The sequence below is a fragment of the Streptomyces sp. NPDC017940 genome (assembly GCF_044328435.1).
In the GTDB taxonomy this organism is placed as follows: domain Bacteria; phylum Actinomycetota; class Actinomycetes; order Streptomycetales; family Streptomycetaceae; genus Streptomyces.
The window spans coordinates 60,329-79,821 of sequence record NZ_JBIRHJ010000008.1 but is presented as its reverse complement, the minus strand read 5'-3'; the positions used below and the strand labels follow the sequence as shown (position 1 = coordinate 79,821).

14 protein-coding genes and 3 pseudogenes are annotated in these 19,493 nt (G+C 70.6%); 15 read left to right on the top strand and 2 right to left on the bottom strand.

The genetic code is table 11. From position 1 onward, the window contains the following. Positions 1 to 198: 198 nt before the first annotated feature. The 5 genes and pseudogenes from ACH4DX_RS26670 to ACH4DX_RS26650 form a co-directional block, all read left to right on the top strand. Positions 199 to 930, top strand: a pseudogene (locus tag ACH4DX_RS26670) (site-specific integrase); the annotation flags it as partial. 671 nt (positions 931 to 1,601) lie between these two features. Beyond that, entirely contained in the window at positions 1,602 to 3,353 is a 1,752-nt protein-coding gene (gene ltrA / locus ACH4DX_RS26665; protein WP_398157049.1) for a group II intron reverse transcriptase/maturase, read from the top strand. A gap of 92 nt (positions 3,354 to 3,445) precedes the next feature. Continuing rightward, a pseudogene (locus tag ACH4DX_RS26660) lies at positions 3,446 to 3,841 on the top strand (tyrosine-type recombinase/integrase); the annotation flags it as partial. Continuing rightward, positions 3,838 to 4,182, top strand: coding sequence for a helix-turn-helix domain-containing protein (locus ACH4DX_RS26655; protein WP_398157048.1), 345 nt, complete (start codon positions 3,838 to 3,840; stop codon positions 4,180 to 4,182). The pseudogene ACH4DX_RS26660 and the gene ACH4DX_RS26655, both read left to right, overlap by 4 nt. Before the next feature lie 225 nt (positions 4,183 to 4,407). Then, positions 4,408 to 6,576 (top strand): hypothetical protein, encoded by a 2,169-nt coding sequence (locus ACH4DX_RS26650; protein ID WP_398157047.1) that lies wholly within the window; start codon positions 4,408 to 4,410, stop codon positions 6,574 to 6,576. Positions 6,577 to 6,605: 29 nt separating this feature from the next. Here ACH4DX_RS26650 and ACH4DX_RS26645 read toward each other — a convergent pair whose 3' ends face one another. Next, the gene (locus tag ACH4DX_RS26645) at positions 6,606 to 7,235 is read right to left on the bottom strand and encodes a class I SAM-dependent methyltransferase (protein WP_398157046.1); all 630 of its coding nucleotides are present in this window, start codon (positions 7,233 to 7,235) and stop codon (positions 6,606 to 6,608) included. 187 nt (positions 7,236 to 7,422) lie between these two features. On the opposite strand from ACH4DX_RS26645, the pseudogene ssd reads away from it, so the two are divergent. The 7 genes and pseudogenes from ssd to ACH4DX_RS26610 all read left to right on the top strand — a co-directional run. Then, positions 7,423 to 8,031, top strand: a pseudogene (gene ssd / locus ACH4DX_RS26640) (septum site-determining protein Ssd); the annotation flags it as partial. 20 nt (positions 8,032 to 8,051) lie between these two features. Beyond that, positions 8,052 to 9,260, top strand: coding sequence for a TadA family conjugal transfer-associated ATPase (locus ACH4DX_RS26635; RefSeq protein ID WP_398157271.1), 1,209 nt, complete (start codon positions 8,052 to 8,054; stop codon positions 9,258 to 9,260). Next, entirely contained in the window at positions 9,257 to 10,123 is an 867-nt protein-coding gene (locus tag ACH4DX_RS26630; protein ID WP_398157045.1) for a type II secretion system F family protein, read from the top strand. Before ACH4DX_RS26635 ends, ACH4DX_RS26630 begins: the two co-directional genes overlap by 4 nt. A 143-nt stretch (positions 10,124 to 10,266) precedes the next feature. Beyond that, entirely contained in the window at positions 10,267 to 11,184 is a 918-nt protein-coding gene (locus ACH4DX_RS26625) for a type II secretion system F family protein (RefSeq protein WP_398157270.1), read from the top strand. 382 nt (positions 11,185 to 11,566) lie between these two features. Further along, positions 11,567 to 11,704 carry a DUF4244 domain-containing protein gene (locus ACH4DX_RS26620; RefSeq protein WP_398157044.1) on the top strand — a complete coding sequence of 46 codons (138 nt, stop codon included), beginning with the start codon at positions 11,567 to 11,569 and terminating at the stop codon, positions 11,702 to 11,704. Beyond that, entirely contained in the window at positions 11,691 to 12,086 is a 396-nt protein-coding gene (locus ACH4DX_RS26615) for a TadE family type IV pilus minor pilin (RefSeq protein ID WP_398157043.1), read from the top strand. Before ACH4DX_RS26620 ends, ACH4DX_RS26615 begins: the two co-directional genes overlap by 14 nt. After that, complete coding sequence (locus ACH4DX_RS26610; protein WP_398157042.1) at positions 12,083 to 12,568, top strand: Rv3654c family TadE-like protein; 486 nt, start codon at positions 12,083 to 12,085, stop codon at positions 12,566 to 12,568. The genes ACH4DX_RS26615 and ACH4DX_RS26610 overlap by 4 nt, the downstream gene beginning before the upstream one ends. 180 nt (positions 12,569 to 12,748) lie before the next feature. On the opposite strand, the gene ACH4DX_RS26605 is transcribed toward ACH4DX_RS26610, so the two are convergent. Then, complete coding sequence (locus ACH4DX_RS26605; protein ID WP_398157041.1) at positions 12,749 to 15,202, bottom strand: DEAD/DEAH box helicase; 2,454 nt, start codon at positions 15,200 to 15,202, stop codon at positions 12,749 to 12,751. Between the two features lie 81 nt (positions 15,203 to 15,283). On the opposite strand from ACH4DX_RS26605, the gene bldG reads away from it, so the two are divergent. The 3 genes from bldG to ACH4DX_RS26590 all read left to right on the top strand — a co-directional run bounded on the left by bldG (position 15,284) and on the right by ACH4DX_RS26590 (position 19,211). Further along, on the top strand, positions 15,284 to 15,625 hold the full coding sequence (gene bldG / locus ACH4DX_RS26600) for an anti-sigma factor antagonist BldG (protein WP_030359667.1): 342 nt from the start codon (positions 15,284 to 15,286) through the stop codon (positions 15,623 to 15,625). A 141-nt stretch (positions 15,626 to 15,766) separates the two neighbouring features. Next, positions 15,767 to 16,192 (top strand): ATP-binding protein, encoded by a 426-nt coding sequence (locus ACH4DX_RS26595; RefSeq protein ID WP_398119963.1) that lies wholly within the window; start codon positions 15,767 to 15,769, stop codon positions 16,190 to 16,192. Positions 16,193 to 16,808: 616 nt separating this feature from the next. Next, positions 16,809 to 19,211, top strand: coding sequence for a sodium-translocating pyrophosphatase (locus ACH4DX_RS26590; RefSeq protein ID WP_398119965.1), 2,403 nt, complete (start codon positions 16,809 to 16,811; stop codon positions 19,209 to 19,211). Positions 19,212 to 19,493: the final 282 nt, after the last annotated feature.

Genomic DNA, 19,493 nt, shown 5'->3' with positions numbered 1-19,493 from the left:
TCCCCCGGCCCTGCCTGACGCCTCGTAGCCGCATTTCAGCAGGCAGATGGCACTCTCACCCCCGTTCACTCGATGGTGTGGGATCTCAGCAGTAGCTCGCGGATTCCATGAGTTGTCTCCGTAATCTGCGGCCTTGTGTCGGATTCGGAAAGTCGCGTGCTCACCCTCGTACGCCCCGCCCCAGACTCGTCTGCGGAGGTGGACGCCGCCGCGGTGTCGGTCGACAGCGGGCTGGCGGACGTGGTCACGCTCCGACGCCGGCGGCAGGCGAGGGTGTCCGAGCAGGACGAAGAGAGCTTCTTCATCGACACGCTCTCCGAGTACCAGTGGGCCCGGGACTCCGCCGGCCTGGCGATGTCGACGCTGGATACTCTGATCAAGCCCGTGATCGAGGTCTGCGACTACTACGGCACGGTGCCCTGGAAGCTCACGCCGAGGCAGGTCGACAAGTACTTCGCCGGGCCGGGCAAGCGGGCGCACTCGACGCTGCGGCAGAAGATCAACCGGATCGACGGGTACTTCGCGTTCCTCGAACAGCGGTACGCGGGCGAGATCATGCGGCGTTTCGGGGCGAGCGTTGAGTCCCCGATCGATCCGTTCAACCGTCCCAAGCACCGCGGCGACTTCGGCCTGCGCATCCCGCCGTCGCAGACGGCGCTGAAGGAGTTCTTCGCCCGCTGGCGCGAGGACCTGGCGAACCACCGGAAATACCTGGTGGCCTGCCGCGACTACGTGATGACGAAGATCGCCTACCTGTCCGGGGTCCGGGCGGCCGAGCTCTGCGGCGTCTGCATCGGAGACGTCCACTGGGAGCACGGGCAGTGGGGCCGCTTCCTGGTCCACGGCAAGGCCGCCCGCGGCTCCGGCCCCCGGCAGCGGGAGGCATACCTCTTCCAGGAGGGCCGCGATCTTCTGTGGTGGTACGTCGAGGGTGCGACATGAAGTCGCTCAACATCAGTGGAGGAATCAAGAGGTAGATGACTCCCCGGCCAAGTAGTCACGCGGCCGGTTCCCTAAGTCGGGTGCGGTCCTGGTAACGGGGTCGTGCTAAGCCGACTGACACGAAGCCCAAGGGGCTGCGGGCCATTCGCAGCCAACAGGCACGGGAAAGCTCAAGTGGGTGAACGTAAGTGAACCTCCGATGAGGCTTCGTCATACCAAGGTCGCGCAATGGCATTTATTCGGCGGCTGAAGGGCCTGGCGTTGGAAAGCGCAAGGTGGCCACCTGCCCCTTCTTGCAGGTGGCTTGACTACCACTGGCCCCGGAGTATAGGAGGCACCCTCCTTGAGCGCATCTGAGCGGAGCGGAACATGGAAATCCCGTACGGGTCCGGCCTTGCGGCCGGTAGACCGAAGGTAACGACGGTGAACTCCTGTGCGGGGAAGGATGACCCAAGAAGCGAATGCTGCCAGGGCGAAAGCCCACGGGAAAGCGCAGGCTGCGGAGCCTCATCCGCTGCGTATAACCGGGCAGATACCGACCTGGATGGCCGGGCCCGAAAGGGAGCCCACGTGGGTCAGGTGGATCTTTGAAGAGGCGAAGCGAGACGTCAGCACCGAAGTGCAAATTAGACGCGGCAACGGCAAGGGAAGCAGTAATCGTGACCCTCGATCGTGAGTCAGCGAATGGAGCTTCGGACGTCTCCGATGCGCAGTACTGGCACAGCGTCAACTGGCCAGTAGCAGAGGGGCACGTACGACGTCTTCGGCAGAGAATCTTCAAGGCTACGCAGGATGGCGACCTCAAAAGGGTTCGCAATCTTCAGCGACTGATGCTCAAGTCTCACTCGAACACGCTCGTCAGCGTAAAGAGGGTGACGATGCAGAGCGTCGGACGACGAACAGCTGGAATCGATGGCGAGAAAGCTCTCAATCCGTCCGCCCGAGGGCGCGTGGCGAGGGAGCTGGCTTCCGTCTCGGCCTCGAAATCCAAGCCTGTTCGCCGGGTGTATATCCCTAAAGCGAATGGAACGATGAGGCCGCTCGGTATCCCTGTTATCAGGGACCGAGCCCAGCAGGCAAGGGTGAAGAATGCCCTAGAGCCTGAATGGGAAGCGCGCTTTGAAGGGGCCAGCTACGGCTTTCGGCCTGGACGTGGATGCCACGATGCGATCGAGAAGATCTTCCGGTCCGTCTCGACCCGCAAGTCGCGGAAACCCTGGGTGCTGGACGCTGACCTCGCGAGCGCGTTTGATCGAATCGACCATGAGCATCTGCTAGGGACGTTGGGCTGCTTCCCCGCCAGGGACGCGATCCAGCGATGGTTGAAGGCCGGCGTGATGGACAGGGGGCGATTCGCACCCACTGAGGAGGGAACTCCCCAGGGCGGTGTGATCAGTCCGCTACTACTGAACGTCGCGCTGCACGGCATGGAGGAGGCTTTGGGGCGTCGGGCAGGAATGCACCGTATGACGCTCCAGAAGTTCCCTCGCCCGGTGCGGTACGCGGACGACTTCGTAGTGTTTTGTCACTCGGAGGAGGAAGCGGAGAATGTGAAGCTCGCGCTGTCCGAATGGCTGACGCCGAGAGGGCTTACCTTCAACGAGCAGAAGACCCGGGTGGTCAAGCTCGAAGACGGATTCGACTTCTTGGGGTTCAACGTTCGGAAGTACGACGGCAAGCTGATCATCAAACCGAGCCGGGACTCCATCCGCAGGATCAAGCGGGAGATGAACACAAGGGTCAAGGCCCTTCGGGGAGCTCCCGTCGAACAGGTTGTCAGAAGCCTGAACCCCCTGATCAAGGGATGGGCCACCTACTACAGAGGAGTTGTCTCCACGGAGACCTTCGCCTCACTCGACCACCATGTATGGCGGTTGACGTGGAAGTGGGCTCGATGGCGCCACCCCAAGAAGTCCAAGGCATGGATCGTGGACCGCTACTGGGGGAAGTTCCATCCCCAGCGGAACGACCGCTGGGTATTCGGCGACAAGGACACGAACAGATACCTGTACAAGTTCGCTTGGACCAGGATCGTGAGGCACATCCCTGTGAAGGGGACAGCATCGAAGGATGATGGCAGCCTCTCGGAGTACTGGGCCAGCCGCACACAGAAGCGCAAGCACCCACAGGCAGACGGCCCCAATGTCTACCTGGCTGCGCGACAGAAGGGGCTATGCCCTCTGTGCGGTTTGGACTTGATCGCGGGGGCGGGCTACGAGCCGGACGACGTGCGCGAATGGGCACGCTGGTTCGACGCTAAAGCCCGAACCCTCAACAGGCATCACGTCGTATACCGAAGCCGAGGTGGATCGGATGACCGCTCGAACTTGGTCCTCATCCACACGGAATGCCACCGCCAGCTTCATGCTCGCGATGGCGGTCCGAACCCGGAGAGGAATACCTGCATGTAGGCCCTGGGGATCTGCTTGAGCCGTGTGCGTCGACGAGGCGCACGCACGGTTCTGAGGGGGGCCTCGCCTTGAGAGGGGCGGGGCCTACCCGACAGATCCGCGGCGAGTTCGGCGACGACGCGGACCACCCGCGGGCCCCGCTCTGGCCCTCGGAGCGCAAGCCGAAGGCGGTCGCCGCGCTGAACCTCCCGATCGCCCCGGCGATCATCCCCTCGACGTTCCGCAAGCACCTGCACGACGCGGCGGCCGCCTACCTGACCGGCCCGGTCACCGACCTCCACCCGCACCTCCTGCGTCATGCCTGCGCGACTCACAACTACGAGCGTGGGATGAGCCTTTGGGAGGTTCAGAAGGTCCTCGGTCACGACTGGGCAACCACGACACTTCGGTACATGGCGACCGCCCAAGCCGATCCCGAACATGCGAATCTGGCCGCCAGCACCGAGGCGGCTCAGCGACTGGTGATGGACAAGGGGAACCTGCGGTGAAGTGGAATCTGCGGATGGTGGCCGCACAGCGCGACCTATGGAGGCCCACCGAGGTGCTGGCCGCGTTCACGGAGGTCGGGTTCACCCCGTCGCTCAGCAAGGTCGCGGCGATGTGGGGCGGCACCCCGATCTCCGTCCGCCTGGACGACCTGGACAAGATCTGTGCGGCCCTGAACTGCACGCCCGGCGACCTGTTGCAGGCCGAGCCTTTGGACGCGGCCCTGGCGCCACCGGAGCACGGGCAGAAGGCCGTTGGCGCCGAGGAGGCGAGGCCGGGACCGGTGCGGCCGACCCCGCGCACAGGCCGGCGGGGCGGTCCGCGTTCGCTCCCGCCGAACTGAGCCGCCATGGGGTGGACACCGCGCGGTTCCCGGCAGTGTCAGGCGTGCTTCGGCTGGGGGACGCTGGACTCCCGGCGGTTTTGCTGGGGCTGCGAGAAGTGGCGGAAGAAGTACCTTGAGCTGGGCCTTTGCGGCCGTTGCCGTCACGAGGACTACCCCGGCCCTGACGGGATCTGCCGTCCGTGTCTCCAGGCGGTCCGGCTCGACGACGATGTCGAGTGGGTCATGGCTCCGGAGGTCGCCAAGCCGCGTGACCGTCAGCTCGTGCTGATCTTCCGGCGGTTCGCGGTGACCAACGCGCTGCCGTTGAGGAAGGCGGCCAAGGGCGGCAGGCGCGAGCTGAACCGGTGGAAGCTGAAGTGGGATGCCCGGGGCGCGGTCGACCGCGACGACGCGGCGGTGCTGCCGCCGGCCGTCCGCGGCCAGCAGGCCCTGTTCGTGATGAAGCGGGCGGAGATGTCGATCGACACCGTCCGCAGCATCCTCGCCCGACCCCTGGACGGCTACGAGAAGGCCGCCGCCGAGGCCGCTGTGTTCGCCGGCGAGTACGGCCTGAGCGACGCGTGGACCCGCCAGGTCGCGGAGATGATCCGTCTGGCGATGGCCATCCGGGACGCCGACGGGCACGACCTGGTGCCCGAGGAAGTCCTCGATGAGCTACCGCGCTACTGGACCCCGGTCGGGAAGATCCTTACGCGGGCCGGGATGCTCCAGCCCCGGCAGGCGCCGGCGCCGCCGAGGCGGAGGCGGCCCCCGAAATCCGGATACGTCCCCGTCCCGCCGCCTCCGCTGCCGCCGTCCCCACGGTCCTGCCGGGACTGCGACGCATGGATGACCGGCGTCCACAAGCGCCGCTGCCATGCCTGCCAGACCTGGCACGGCAAGCACAAGAACCGGCCCCTGGGCCAGTGCGAACGCTGCCACCGTGAGGGCCTGCCGCTGAAGGCCGGCCACTGCCGCGGCTGCTGCCTCCACGTGAACATCAACGGGCTGGCCGCCGAGAAGGAGCCGTTCACCCAGCTGTGGTTGGCGGACCCGTTCTCCGTCGGCCTGCGGGTCCTGCGCGGCCAGCTCGGCTACGAGCTGTCGAGCAAGCATCCCTACCGGGACCGGCAGGTCGCCGAGCGGCGGGCCGCCCGCATCCCTCTCGTTCCACAGCCCGCCTTCCCGGGCCAGGAACCGCTGTTCACGATGCGCAGGGACTGGACGCCGCTGCTGGACATCAACCGGCGCCACGAGAGGCTTCCGGAGCTGACCGAGCCCGCACAGCAGCTGGCCGACGAGTTCGTGGCGATGATGCGTGACCAGCAGTGGGACCTGGACCAGCGGGTTGCCCACCTGCGGCCCCTGGTCATCCTGCTGTCCTGGCTTGGCGCCGATGCCCCCATCAGAGAGGCCGACGTGGTCGAGCTCTCCCGCCAGGACGTGAACCTGTCCGCAAGCCGGGTCTGCCAGTTCCTCAAGTCCCGCAACATGCTCGTCGAAGATCCCACGCTTCACCGGGACCGGGACTACGAGTGGGTCGAGCAGACCCTGGCCGGGCTGCCGGAGCAGATCGCCACGGAAGTACGGGCCTGGGTCACTGTCCTGCGCGGGCGGGGGCGACGCGAGCACGAGCCCCGCAGCTACTACAACATCCGCAGCTACTTCTCGGCCTTCAAGACGACGCTGGAGAGCTGGATCGCCGACGGCGTCACCAGCCTGCGGGAGATCACCAACGACGACATCAAGAAGGCCGTCGGCGCCCGCCAGGGCAACCCGGCCCGCTCTCTCCACGTCGCGCTCCGCAGCCTGTTCCAGGCGCTGAAGCAGGAACAGTTGATCTTCCGGAACCCCACCCGGGGCGTTGTCGTCGGCGGCGTCCAGACCCTTCCGCCAGCCCTCCCCTCCGACGTCCTGGCCGGACTACTGGACCGCTCGAACAGCGGAGCCGGACGACTCGCGCTGGCCCTGATCGCCGTCCATGCCCTGTCCCCTCACGAGGTCAGGCACCTGCTGACGGCTGACCTCGACCTCTCCAAGGGGCACCTCGTCGTCCGGCGCGGCCTGCGACGCCACACCATCCACCTCGAAGAGTTCTCTCAGACCATCGCCATGGAGTGGCTGAGCGAACGGCACCGCCGCTGGCCTGGCTCCACCAACCCCTATCTGCTGGTCAGCCAGCGGAGCGCTATGCACTCCGAGCACCCGCCGGTCACCAGGACCATGCTCAAGCGGACCTTCCGCGAGCTGAACGCCTCGATGTCCCAGCTCCGGCAGGACCGCATCCTCCACGAAGCCCGCAAGTCTGCCGACCCTCTCCGTCTCATGCGGCTGTTCGGCATCAGCGACACCACCGCCATGCGCTACATTTCCGCCGCCCACCCCGAGAAGACCGCCAAACTCCCTCGTTGATCGCGCCGTCCCAGGCAACGGGGCATGCTCTACGGGCGGCGGGCCAGCAAGTGGGCGTCGAGGAAGCCCCGTTCGGAGGCCGGGTCGTGGAGCAACCGAGCCACCGTGACGAGTCCGGCCCTGGCCAGCAACTCGGCAAACTGCTCCGTCGGCCAGCTATAGGCGGGCACGACCTTGTGGTCGAAGCGGACCGGCTCCGGTCCCTCGGTCCCGAAGAAGGACACCAGGAGCAGGCCCCCTGGTGCCAGGACACGCACCTGCTCGGCGAGCAGCGCGGGCAATTCCTCAGGCGGGGTATGGATCATCGAGTAGTGGGCCAGCACTCCGCCGAGCGCGCCGTCCTCGACCGGCAGGGCCTCCATTCGTGCTTCGTCGAACCGCAGCGCCGACTGGGCCCGCCGGGCGTGGGCGACCATAGCCGGGGAGAGGTCGAGCCCGAAGGCGTCCAGCCCCAAGTCGTGCAGCAGGGCCGTCAGATGACCGGGCCCGCACCCGACGTCGGCTACCCGCAGGTTCCCCGTCCCACGCACGAGCTCGGCGAAGGTGCCGATCATGTTCCGCGCGAACGGCTGCGTCTCCAACCGATTAGCGAACATCGACGCATACAGCTCGACGACCCCGTCATAGGCCGCCCTGGTCTCCTCCTGGTGTTCCAACACGGGAAGGGAAACTACACCCGCACCGTTCGCAGCGGTTCTCCGGCCCCATACCGACCCTTCCCCTCCGGACTGAGCGTCCCGTCACCTGATCACGGGACAACCCGCACGGGGGTCGGCTCCCAACAGGCGATCCCCACGCAGGTTCCAGCCTCAGCACGTCCAGGAATCCGCGAACCCGCGCGCTTCGCTCGGCGGCGGACTCGACGTGCTGCTCGGCGGGGAGAGCGCCGAGGGCCTGCGCTGGCCCGCGTTCGCGCGGTCGCGGGGCCGGGTCGGCGGCGGCGCCCTGGAAGAGTCGCTGCCCTCGCTGCACGACCTGCGGGTCCTCAGCTGGGACCGCGGCGACACCGTGACCATCGCGCCGGAGGCCGTGCGGGCCGTCCTGGCAGCCGCCCGCAGGCGCGGCGGGGTGGTGGTCGTCGACCTGCCCCGCCGGGTGGACGAAGTGGTCGCCGAGTCCCTGGCACAGCTGGACCTCGGCCTGCTCCTGGTGCCCGCGGAACTGCGCGCGGTGGCAGGGGCGCGCCGGGTCGCGTCGGCAGCGGGCATGGTCCTGCGGGATCTGCGGGTCGTCGCCACCCCGGGCCCCGACCCGTTCGCGGACGACAAACTGGACGCGGACGAGACGGCCCGGCTGCTCGGCCTCCCGCTCGCCGGTGTCCTGCCCTGGGAGCACGGCCTGCGGGCCGCCCGGAGCGGCGGAAGGCCCCCGGGAGGCGCGGCGCGCGGGCCGCTCGCCCGATTCTGCACGGCCTTCTGGGAGCGGCTGCCGACCGGGGTAGGTGAGGGCGCGTGAGCGCGGTGGTGGGCGCCCGGATGCTGGACGGCGTGCGGCAGTGGCTCGCGGCCAACGGCACCGAGCCGACGCCGGCCCGGGTCGCCGAGGCCCTGCGGGCACAAGGGCGCGTCCTCGGGGACGCCGAAGTCCTCGGGGCGGCGGAGCAGTTGCGTTCGGAGCTGGTGGGTGCCGGGCCCCTGGAGCCGCTCCTTGAGGACCCGGCGGTGACCGACGTGCTGGTGTCCGCTCCTGACCGCGTCTGGGTGGACCGCGGCCGCGGCCTCGAGCTCACCGGCGTCGCCTTCCGGGACGCCCCCGCGGTCCGGCGCCTCGCCCAGAGGCTCGCGACCGTGGCGGGACGGCGCCTCGACGACGCCCGGCCCTGGGTCGACGCCCGCCTCCCCGACGGCACCCGCCTGCACGCGGTGCTGCCACCGGTCGCCGTCGGCTCGGCGTACCTGTCCCTGCGGGTCGTGCGGCCCCGCGCCTTCACGCTCGCCGAGCTGATCGCCGCGGGCACGGTGCCGCCCGGCGGCGACCGGATGCTCAACCGACTGCTCGACGCCCGCCTCTCCTACCTCGTCAGCGGCGGCACGGGCAGCGGCAAGACCACACTGCTGTCCACCCTGCTCGGCCTCGTCGGGCAGCGGGAGCGCATCGTCCTGGCCGAGGACTCCGCCGAACTGCGTCCCGACCACCCGCACGTGGTGCGCCTGGAGGCCCGGCCGCCCAACCAGGAAGGCATGGGCGCGGTGGGCCTCGACGACCTGGTGCGCCAGGCACTGCGGATGCGCCCCGACCGGCTGGTGGTGGGCGAGGTGCGGGGCCCCGAGGTGGTGCATCTGCTGGCCGCTCTGAACACGGGCCACGACGGTTGCGGCACGGTGCACGCGAACGCCGCCGCCGACGTACCGGCCCGTCTGGAGGCGCTGGGCACGGCCGCCGGTCTCGACCGCGCCGCGCTGCACAGCCAGATGGCGGCCGCCCTGTCCGTGGTCCTCCACCTCGTCCGTGACCCGGCGGGCCGACGCCGCCTGGCGGAGGTGCAGGTCCTCGAGCGCGGCCCCTCGGGCCTGGTGACGACCGTGCCGGCGCTGCGCTGGGGCGCGCGTGGCTTCGTCCGTGAACGCGGCTGGCCACGGCTGAGCGCACTGCTCGCGCGGCGCGGCGGCCGGAGCGACCCGGGCCGGGACGGCACCGGTCGGCAGGAGCACGAGACGCGGGACGAGCCTGGGGAGGAGGCGTGAGCGTGGCGACGGCGTGCGGAGCGGCCCTGTGCGCGGGCGGATCGGTATGGCTTCTGGGCGGTCGGATGCGGGCGGTGCGCGGGACGCGGCGGGCACGGTCGGTGCTCTCGACGGTCGACGCGACACAAACGCCCTGGTGGCAGCGGTGGAGCGCGCGGGTGCGCGGGCGTCTTGGCCATGAGGTGTGGCTCCTGCCGGGCGGGGTCCTGACCGGGCTCCTGGGCGAGTCACTGCTGCCCTTGGTCGCGGCGGTGGTCGGCGTGCCGCTCGCCGGCCGGGTGCGCGGGGAGCGGCAGGCGCGCCGTGAGCGGGAGCGGAGGTCCCGTGCGGTGATCGCCTTGTGCGGGGTGCTCGCCGGCGAGGTGCGGGCGGGTCGGCAGCCCGCGCAGGCGCTCCAGTCGGCCGCGGAGACCGGCGTGGCGGTCGAGCGGGGACTCGGCGGCGCGCACACCGGCGTACTCGCGGCGGCGCGGTTCGGCGGTGACGTCCCGGGCGCCCTGCGGGAGGCCGCCCGGGAGCCGGGTGCCGAAGGTCTGGTCGGGCTAGCGGCGTGCTGGCGGGTGGCCGTCGACCGGGGCGCCGGGCTCGCGGCGGGCCTGGAACGGCTGGAAGGGGCGCTCCGCGCGGAACGGGACCAGGAGGCCGACCTGCGCGCCCAGTTGGCGGGCGCCCGCTCGACGGCGCTGATGCTCGCGGGTCTGCCTGCCTTCGGCCTGCTGATGGGCGCTGCCCTCGGGGCCGAACCCCTGCGGGTGCTGCTGCACACGGGACCGGGACTGGCCTGCCTGCTCGTGGGCGGACTGCTCGAAGGCGCGGGCGCGTGGTGGGCGCTGCGGATCGTGCGGAGGGCGGAGGGGCGATGAGGCAGGAGGTGATGGTTGCGATCGGTTCGCTGGGTCCGGGTGCGTTGGGTTCAGCCGTTTTGGGTGCGGGTGGCTGGGCCGGGTCGCCCGGGGAGTTCGGGGCCGCCGGGCTGGTTGGTCCGGCAGGTTCGTTCGGCCCGGTCATGGCGGCTGGACCGGTCGCTGTGGCCGGGGCGTCCGGGGAGTCCGGGGGCGGAGAAGTTGTCCACAGCCTGGGGATGGTCGTGTGGTCGGTGGCGGCGGTGGTGTGGCTGGTGCTGACGATGGCGGCGGCTCGGCGGGAGCGGGCCGCGGGGCGGCGGGCGGCGGCGCTCCTCGGTACTGCTGGGCGAAAGCGCGGGCGGCCGGAGTGGCCGTGGCGGCGCGGCCTCCGGCGGAGGGACGCCGGGGTTGGGGAAGGGCCGTGGTCTGCGGGCGGCGGGAGCGCGGTGTCCGGGCAGCGGGAGCTGACGCGGCGGCGAGAGCTTATGCGCAGATGGTTGGCGGTCGCCGGGGTGGTGGGTGCCGGGTGGGCGCTGGTCGGAGGAGTCACGGGGTGCGGGGTCGGGGTCGTCGCCGGGTGCGGTGTGTGGAGGCTGCGGACGGGCGGCGACCGGAAGGAGGCCTTCGACGCGGCACGTGCGGCACGGCAACTGCCGCTCGCAGCAGACCTGCTGGCGTCCTGCGTGACCGCGGGGGCGGGACCCGTCACGGCGGCCCGGGCAGTCGGTGAGTCCCTCGGGGGGCCTGTGGGGGACCGGCTCGCGTCGGGAGCGGCACAGGTGCGGCTCGGAGGTACCCCCGCGGAGGCCTGGCGCCAGGTGGGTGAGATCCCGGGAGCGGAAGCACTGGCCCGACTCCTTGAGCGCACCGCCGATTCGGGGGCGCCCGCGGCCGCCCCCGTGGCCCGGCTCGCGGCCGATTGCAGAGCCGAACAGGGGCGGGCCGCGACCGCCAGGGCCCGCCGGGCCGCGGTGCTGATGACGGCACCGGTGGGGCTGTGCTTCCTGCCCGCGTTCATCGCGGTCGGGGTGGTGCCGGTGGTGATCGGACTGGCGGGAGGCCTGATGGCCGGGAAGTGAGACCGCCGGGCGGGCGAGATGTCGTACGGGCGAAATGTCGTACGGGCGGCAGGACAAGGCGGGGCGACCGCGCTCACCCGGCCCATCCGGCGCACCGACCCCACCCGGCGCACTCGGAGCACTGAGCGCACCCGGAGGACCGGAGCCCGGAAAAAGCCTGGTGCGACCTCACAGAACCAAGAAACAAGCGCGGACAACCGACGAAAAAGCCATGGGGGTTGACATGTGGAAGCAGCGGTATGCGCGGGAGCTGTCTCGGCGGTATGTGGCACGGATGGCGCGATGGTTGCGCTGGGAGCGGCCGGTACGGGCGTCGGTGTCGGGGGCGGAGCGGGCGCCATGGACGGGGCGACGGCGGCATGGCCTCGTGGGGGATTCCGGGATGGTGACGTCCGAGTACGCCATGGGGATCATCGCGACCGTCGCGTTCGCCGGGCTGCTCTTGAAGGTCGTGACGAGCGGACCGGTGAAGGGCGCGCTGCAAGCGGTGGTGACGGGGGCGCTCGATGCCCAGTTCTGAGGGGTGCCGCGCCCGGCGTGACGGCGGGTACGTGACGGCGGAGACGGCGGTGGTGCTGCCGACGCTGGTGCTCTTCACGATGGCCCTCGTGTGGGCGCTCCTGGCCGCGTCCGCACAGATCCAGTGTGTGGACGCGGCCAGGGCGGGGGCCCGCGCGATGGCCCGCCAGGACCCGCAGGGCACAGCGGTCGCCGTGGCCCGGCAGGCGGCTCCGCGCGGCGCGAGCGTGGCGGTGCGCAGGGACGGCGACCTGGTCCGGGTGGAGGTAGCGGCACGCATGCCGGGCCCGAAGGCGCTGGGGCTCGCCCTGCGGCTGCGGGCGGAGGCGGTGGCCATGGCTGAGGAGACCGTGGCGGTGGGGACTGTGGGGGTGGGGACGTGAACAGGGGGCGAGCGGAGGGGTCGGGAGCGGCCCGGGAGCGTGTGGCTGTTCCGGGCAGAGAGCGGGGGCGGGGGCGGGACCGGGGGTCTGCGACGGTGTGGGCCGTGGTGGGCATAACGGTGTTGTGTGTGGTCGCCGGGTCCGTGCTGGCAATGGGGCAGGCGACGGTGGCCCGCCACCGGGCGGGAGGCGCGGCCGACTTGGCGGCGCTGGCGGCGGCGGACCACTGGGCAGGTGGGCAGGCGGACGCATGCACGAAGGCTGGGAGGGTCGCGCGGGCGCAGGACACGCGGGTCGTGCGGTGCGTGCTGGTGGGGGAGGTGTCGGACGTCACGGCGGCGGCGGAGTTGGGGCCGTTCGAGGTGCAGGTGAGGTCACGGGCGGGCCCTGCGGCCCCAGTACCCGGCCCGCCACTCCCAGCCCGTCCGGCGTTTGAGGACGAGGCCGAAGGCCGACAGGGGGCAAGGGGCGAAGCCCCATGAGAGCGGCAGCGCGACCACCGGCAGGCAGGAGAGGACCCAAAGCGCCACGGAGCGCCGCAGGCGGTCGGGCCTCAGGCACGAGGACAGGCGCGGGACGGGCGGCGCCTGGGCAGGCTGGAAGGCGGCGGCCGGGCAGGCCGGAAGGCGCCCAGGTAGGCCGGAGGGGGGCCGGGGGGAGGCTCAGTCGGTGGGGGCGGATGCGAGGAGGGTGGTGAGGAGGCGCACGGCGCCGCGCTTGTGCAGGGGCTCGTTGCCGTTGCCGCACTTGGGGGACTGGATGCAGGAGGGACACCCGGCCTCGCACTCGCAGGAGGCGATGGCCTGGAGGGTGGCGGTGAGCCAGCTGCGGGCGGTGTGGAAGGCACGCTCGGCGAAGCCGGCGCCGCCGGGGTGGCCGTCGTACACGAAGACCGTCGGCAGCAGGGTGTCCGGGTGCAGCGGTACGGACACGCCGCCGATGTCCCACCGGTCGCAGGTGGCGAAGAGGGGCAGCATGCCGATCGAGGCGTGTTCGGCGGCGTGCAGGGCGCCGCCGAGGATCTCGGGGTTGACGCGGGCGGCGTCGAGCTGGTCCTCGGTGACCGTCCACCACACGGCGCGGGTGCGCAGGGTCCGGGGCGGCAGGTCGAGCTTGGTCTCGCCGAGGACCTCGCCGGTGATGAGCTTGCGGCGCAGGAAGGAGACGACCTGGTTGGTGACCTCGACGGAGCCGTAGCAGAGGCGGCCGGGACCCCACGGGACCTCGATGTCGGTGTCGAGGACGGAGATGGCGGTGGTGTCGCGGGCGGTGGTCGAGTAGGGCGGGGCGGCCTCCTCGACCAGGGCGGCGGAGTCGTCGAGGTCCAGCTTCCGGACGAGATACGTACGCCCCTGGTGGAGGTGGACGGCGCCCTCGTGGACGGCCGTGTGGGCGGCGGAGGCGTCGACGGTGCCGAGGAGCCTGCCGGTGCCCTCCTCGACGACCTGTACGGGGCGCCCGCCCTCGCCGCGGATGTCCGTGAGGTCGGCGGCCCGCTCGCGGCGGGTCCAGTGCCAGGCCTTCGTGCGGCGCCGCAGCAGCTTCGCGGCCTCCAGCTGCGGAAGCAGCTCCGCGGTGGCCGGGCCGAAGAGTTTCATGTCGTCCTCGGTGAGGGGGAGTTCCGCGGCGGCGGCGCAGAGGTGGGGCGCGAGGACGTACGGGTTGTCGGGGTCGAGGACGGTCGACTCGACGGGCTGGTCGAAGAGGGCCTCGGGGTGGTGGACGAGATAGGTGTCGAGCGGGTCGTCCCGGGCGACGAGGACCGCGAGCGCCCCCTGGCCGGAGCGTCCGGCGCGGCCTGCCTGCTGCCAGAGGGAGGCGCGGGTGCCGGGGTAGCCGGCGATGAGGACGGCGTCGAGGCCCGACACGTCGACGCCGAGTTCGAGGGCGGTGGTGGCGGCGAGGCCGAGGAGTTCGCCGGAGTGCAGGGCGCGTTCCAGGGCGCGGCGCTCCTCGGGGAGGTAACCGCCCCGGTAGGCCGCGACACGCCGGGCCAGGGAGCGGTCGACCGCGGCGAGGCGCTCCTGGGCGATGACGGCGATCAGTTCGGCGCCGCGCCGGGACCGTACGAAGGCGACGGAGCGCACGCCCTGGACGGCGAGGTCGGTCAGCAGGTCGGCGGTCTCGGCGGTGGCGGTGCGGCGGACCGGGGCGCCCTTCTCGCCGTGCAGCTCGGTGAGCGGGGGCTCCCAGAGGGCGAAGACGACCTCGCCGCGCGGTGAGGCGTCGTCGGCGACCTCGGTGACGGGCAATCCGGTGAGGCGCTCGGCGGCGACGGCCGGGTCGGCGGCCGTGGCGGAGGCGAGCAGGAAGACGGGCTCGGAGCCGTAGCGGGCGCACAAGCGGCGCAGGCGTCGAAGGACTTGGGCGACGTGGGAGCCGAAGACACCGCGGTAGGTGTGGCACTCGTCGATGACGACGTAGCGCAGCGCGCGCAGGAAGGAGGCCCAGCGGGGGTGGGACGGGAGGATCCCGCGGTGCAGCATGTCCGGATTGGTCAGGACGTAGTTGGCGTACTGGCGTACCCACTCGCGTTCCTCGACGGGCGTGTCGCCGTCGTACACCGCGGGCCGTACGGCCTTGCCGAGCGGTGCGGCGAGGGCACGGACCGCGCGGCGCTGGTCGGCCGCCAGGGCCTTGGTGGGGGCCAGGTACAGGGCGGTGGCGCCACGGCCGTTGGCGGCCTCGGAGCCGTCGAGCAGGGCCGACAGGACGGGGGTGAGATAGGCGAGCGACTTGCCGGACGCGGTGCCGGTGGCGACGACGACGGATTCGCCGTCCAGCGCGTGTTCGGCGGCGCGCGCCTGGTGGGCCCACGGATGCTCGATTCCGGCCGTCCGCACGGCGGCGACCACTTCCGTTCGGATGCGATCGGGCCAGACCGCATAACGAGCCGCACGTGGGGGCAGGTGCTCCGTATGAGTGATGCGTGCAGCTCGGCTCGGCCCCGTGGTCAGCCGGTCGAGGACCGTCTGCGGGGAGACGCGGGCCGGGGTGTCCACAGGGGGTCCTCCGGCAGGGGAAAAGTCGGCCATCGGCACCGAGTGTGTCACTGGCGGGATGGACAATGGTCGTAAGGCGTCGTGCACGCCTGCCGGTAAGTGATTGAATGCCATCGCGGCTGGCGATCCGTCCCGGGGGCGTGGGCCGAGGTGTCCCGAGGGGCGACCGCTCGATAGCAAGGTGCTGGAGGATCCGTGGATCTGTCTCTGTCGACCCGTACCGTCGGCGATCGTACGGTCGTCGAGGTCGGTGGCGAAATCGATGTATATACCGCGCCCAAGCTGCGCGAGCAGTTGGTCGAGTTGGTGAACGACGGCAGTTTCCATCTGGTCGTCGACATGGAGCGCGTGGACTTCCTCGACTCCACCGGACTCGGCGTACTGGTCGGTGGCCTGAAGCGCGTGCGGGCCCATGAGGGCTCGCTGCGCCTGGTGTGCAACCAGGAACGCATTCTCAAGATCTTCCGTATCACCGGCCTGACCAAGGTGTTCCCGATCCACACCTCGGTCGAGGAAGCCGTCGCGGCCACCGACTGAGCCGGTGCCCGGCTGCGGCCGGACGTCCCGGGCCTGGCCCCGGGGTTCCGGACCGTGGCCCGGAGTGGCAGTACGGCAGGGGGTCGGGCCGGATTCCGGCCTGGCCCCCTGACAGCACGCGCGTATGTCCGAGGGGGATGCATGGCCACCGTTGAACTCCGCTTCAGCGCGCTGCCCGAGCACGTCCGGACCGCCCGTCTGGTGGCGGCCGCGGTGGCGCGCAGGGCCGGGGTGGACGAGGCCGTCCTCGACGAGGTCAGGCTCGCCGTCGGCGAGGCCTGTTCCCGAGCGGTCGGTCTGCATCAGGCCGCCGATGTCCCCGCGCCGGTGCGGGTTGCTCTCGTCGAGGAGGAGAAGCAGTTCTCCATCGAGGTCGGGGACGAGGCTCCGCGTACGGTGCCCGGTGAGCGGGCTCCCGGTGCGGGCCCCGGTCGGGGTGAGGAGCCCGAGGCCGAGGGTGAGGACGAGATGGGTCTTGCGGTCATCAGTGGGCTTGTGGACGACGTGGAAGTGACCGCCGGGGAGAACGGTGGGTCCATTCGGATGACCTGGCCCACGGCGTCCTAGGCCGCGCCGTGCCCTTGGCCTTGGTGCCCTGGGCCCCGTGCTTGGGTCGCACCGTGCCTTGAGGCCCTCGATCCCCCGCGTCCCCGGGTCGTGGCTCACGCCTGCCGCCCCTGAGCTCGTCCGTGCGGGCTGTTTCCTGCCCGCTGCCCGTCCGCCCGTCCCTGCCCGTCCAGGGGCCCCGGACGGGCTTCTCTCATGGGCTCCGCCCCTTGCCCCCGTTGTCGGCCTTCGGCCTCGTCCTCAAACGCCGGACGGGCTGGGATATGCCGCCGGCTGGAACCGCACGCCACCGCGCAGGAGCCGCTACCGCCCGCCACCGCGAAGGGCGGCCACCCCGCACCCACCCCCCGTTCAGCGCAACCCACACGGCCATTTTTTATCTTGTCGTATCAGCGCGGTTCATGCCGGGAGGCAATTCCGATCACGGCGGATCGGGGTGAGGGGGTGGCGTCAATGGTTTTGAGGCGTTACCGCTTTCGGGGGCAAAGTTTGGGCGCGATCATTTGCGGACACGCACTCCCGAGCCAATTCCGTTTGCGGCACCCTGTTTTGATCAGGTCCGGCTCCCTACAATCCGTCCACATCTTGAGCTCAGCCCAAGCGTCAAGGAGGACGAATGGCGGGGCTTTCTACCCCTCATCAGCTCGACCACCCCTCAACCCTCGCAGCCGCGTCACTGACCGACGACAATCGGTTGATCGTAGTGGTCATCGCGGCCGTCGCGGTCGCCGCACTCGTACTCGCCTGGGTCCTGGTCCGCCAGGTCCTCGCGGCCGGCGAGGGCAGCGACAGCATGAAGAAGATCGCGGCGGCGATCCAGGAAGGCGCGAATGCCTATCTGGGACGACAGTTGCGCACCCTCGGCGTATTCGCCGTCGTGGTGTTCTTCCTGCTCCTGCTGCTGCCCGCGGACGACTGGAATCAGCGGGCAGGGCGTTCGATCTTCTTCTTGATCGGCGCGCTGTTCTCGGCGACCACCGGCTATATCGGCATGTGGCTCGCCGTACGCAGCAATGTGCGCGTGGCAGCCGCCGCGCGGGAAGCGACACCGGCGGAAGGTGAGCCGGAAAAGGATCTCACCGCGGTATCGCACAAAGCTATGAAGATCGCTTTCCGTACGGGCGGCGTCGTCGGCATGTTCACGGTGGGGCTCGGCCTGCTCGGCGCCTCCTGTGTGGTGCTCGTGTACGCGGCCGACGCACCGAAGGTCCTGGAGGGCTTCGGCCTCGGGGCCGCTTTGATCGCCATGTTCATGCGTGTCGGAGGCGGCATCTTCACCAAGGCCGCCGACGTCGGCGCCGACCTGGTCGGCAAGGTCGAGCAGGGCATTCCGGAGGACGATCCGCGTAATGCCGCGACCATCGCCGACAACGTGGGCGACAACGTCGGCGACTGCGCAGGGATGGCCGCCGACCTCTTCGAGTCGTACGCCGTCACGCTCGTCGCCGCGCTGATCCTCGGGAAGGCGGCGTTCGGCGACGCCGGTCTCGCCTTCCCGCTGATCGTCCCGGCCATCGGTGTGATCACCGCCATGATCGGGATCTACGCGGTCGCGCCCCGGCGCTCCGACCGCAGCGGCATGACGGCCATCAACCGCGGCTTCTTCATCTCCGCGGCGATCTCGCTCGTGCTCGTCGCCACGGCCGTCCTGCTGTACCTCCCGTCGTCGTACGCCGACCTGGAAGGCGTCACGGACGCGGCGATCGCGGCCAAGGACGGCGACCCGCGGGTCCTCGCGATCGTGGCCGTCGCCATCGGCATCGTCATGGCGGCCCTGATCCAGCAGCTGACCGGGTACTTCACCGAGACCAACCGGCGTCCCGTCAGGGACATCGGCAAGACCTCGCTGACGGGACCGGCCACGGTGGTGCTCGCGGGCATCTCGATCGGCCTGGAATCGGCGGTCTACACCGCGCTGCTGATCGGGCTCGGCGTGTACGGGGCGTTCCTGCTCGGCGGTACGTCGATCATGCTCGCGCTGTTCGCGGTCGCCCTCGCCGGCACCGGGCTCCTCACCACCGTCGGTGTCATCGTCGCCATGGACACCTTCGGCCCGGTCTCCGACAACGCCCAGGGCATCGCCGAGATGTCCGGCGACGTCCAGGGCGCGGGCGCGCAGGTCCTCACCGACCTGGACGCCGTCGGCAACACCACCAAGGCCATCACCAAGGGCATCGCCATCGCCACAGCCGTGCTCGCGGCCTCGGCGCTCTTCGGGTCGTACCGCGACGCGATCGCCGAGGCGGCGGACGAAGTCGGCCAGAAACTCGGCGACGGCGCACCGATGAACCTGGTCATGGACATCTCGCAGCCCAACAACCTGGTGGGCCTGATCCTCGGTGCCGCGGTCGTCTTCCTCTTCTCGGGGCTCGCGATCAACGCGGTGTCGCGGTCGGCGGGAGCCGTGGTCTACGAAGTGCGGCGGCAGTTCCGTGAGCGCCCCGGAATCATGGACTACACGGAGAAGCCGGAGTACGGGCGCGTCGTCGACATCTGCACGAAGGACGCGTTGCGCGAGCTGACCACGCCGGGTCTGCTCGCCGTGCTCACGCCGATCGCGGTCGGCTTCTCGCTCGGCGTCGGCGCGCTCGGCTCGTTCCTCGCGGGCGCGATCGGCACCGGCACGCTGATGGCGGTGTTCCTCGCCAACTCCGGTGGCGCGTGGGACAACGCCAAGAAGCTCGTCGAGGACGGCCACCACGGCGGCAAGGGCAGCGAGGCCCATGCCGCGACGGTGATCGGTGACACGGTCGGCGACCCGTTCAAGGACACCGCGGGCCCGGCCATCAACCCGCTCCTGAAGGTCATGAACTTGGTGGCCCTGCTCATCGCGCCCGCGGTAGTCAAGTTCAGCTACGGCGAGGACAAGAGCGTGGGCATGCGCGTCCTGATCGCCGTGCTGTCCATCGCGGTCATCGTCGGGGCGGTGTACGTGTCCAAGCGGCGCGGGATCGCCGTCGGTGACGAGGGCAACTCGGGGAAGGTCGCCAAGTCGGCCGATCCGGCGGTGGTTTCGTGACGTAGGCCACGGACAGGGAGGGAGGCCGCGACGGCCTCCGGAGGCCGGTTCGGGCACCCGCCCGGACCGGCCTCACCCGTCCACCCCGTGAGTTCCCGTCAGGCTCGGGGAGTCCCCGCCCGGTGAGTTCCCGTCAGGTCCCGTGAGTATCCGTCAGGCCCCGTGAGCGCCCGTCAGTCTCTGCGCGTCCTGCCCCCTCCGTCACCGCCGTCCCCAGCCGCCTCCGTGAGCCTTCTCTCGCCCTGCGCTGCTTGATGCAAATGGCTTCAATAGTGGAGGTAA

What these genes read in the sequence shown, in the direction of transcription:
- ACH4DX_RS26625 (WP_398157270.1), top strand. Translation starts at nt 10,267, where the DNA reads ATGGCGGCTGGACCGGTCGCTGTGGCCGGGGCGTCCGGGGAGTCCGGG.
- ACH4DX_RS26615 (WP_398157043.1), top strand. Translation starts at nt 11,691, where the DNA reads ATGCCCAGTTCTGAGGGGTGCCGCGCCCGGCGTGACGGCGGGTACGTG.
- ACH4DX_RS26620 (WP_398157044.1), top strand. Translation starts at nt 11,567, where the DNA reads ATGGTGACGTCCGAGTACGCCATGGGGATCATCGCGACCGTCGCGTTC.
- ACH4DX_RS26635 (WP_398157271.1), top strand. Translation starts at nt 8,052, where the DNA reads ATGCTGGACGGCGTGCGGCAGTGGCTCGCGGCCAACGGCACCGAGCCG.
- ACH4DX_RS26650 (WP_398157047.1), top strand. Translation starts at nt 4,408, where the DNA reads ATGGCTCCGGAGGTCGCCAAGCCGCGTGACCGTCAGCTCGTGCTGATC.
- ACH4DX_RS26595 (WP_398119963.1), top strand. Translation starts at nt 15,767, where the DNA reads ATGGCCACCGTTGAACTCCGCTTCAGCGCGCTGCCCGAGCACGTCCGG.
- ACH4DX_RS26605 (WP_398157041.1), bottom strand. Translation starts at nt 15,202, where the DNA reads ATGGCATTCAATCACTTACCGGCAGGCGTGCACGACGCCTTACGACCA.
- ACH4DX_RS26590 (WP_398119965.1), top strand. Translation starts at nt 16,809, where the DNA reads ATGGCGGGGCTTTCTACCCCTCATCAGCTCGACCACCCCTCAACCCTC.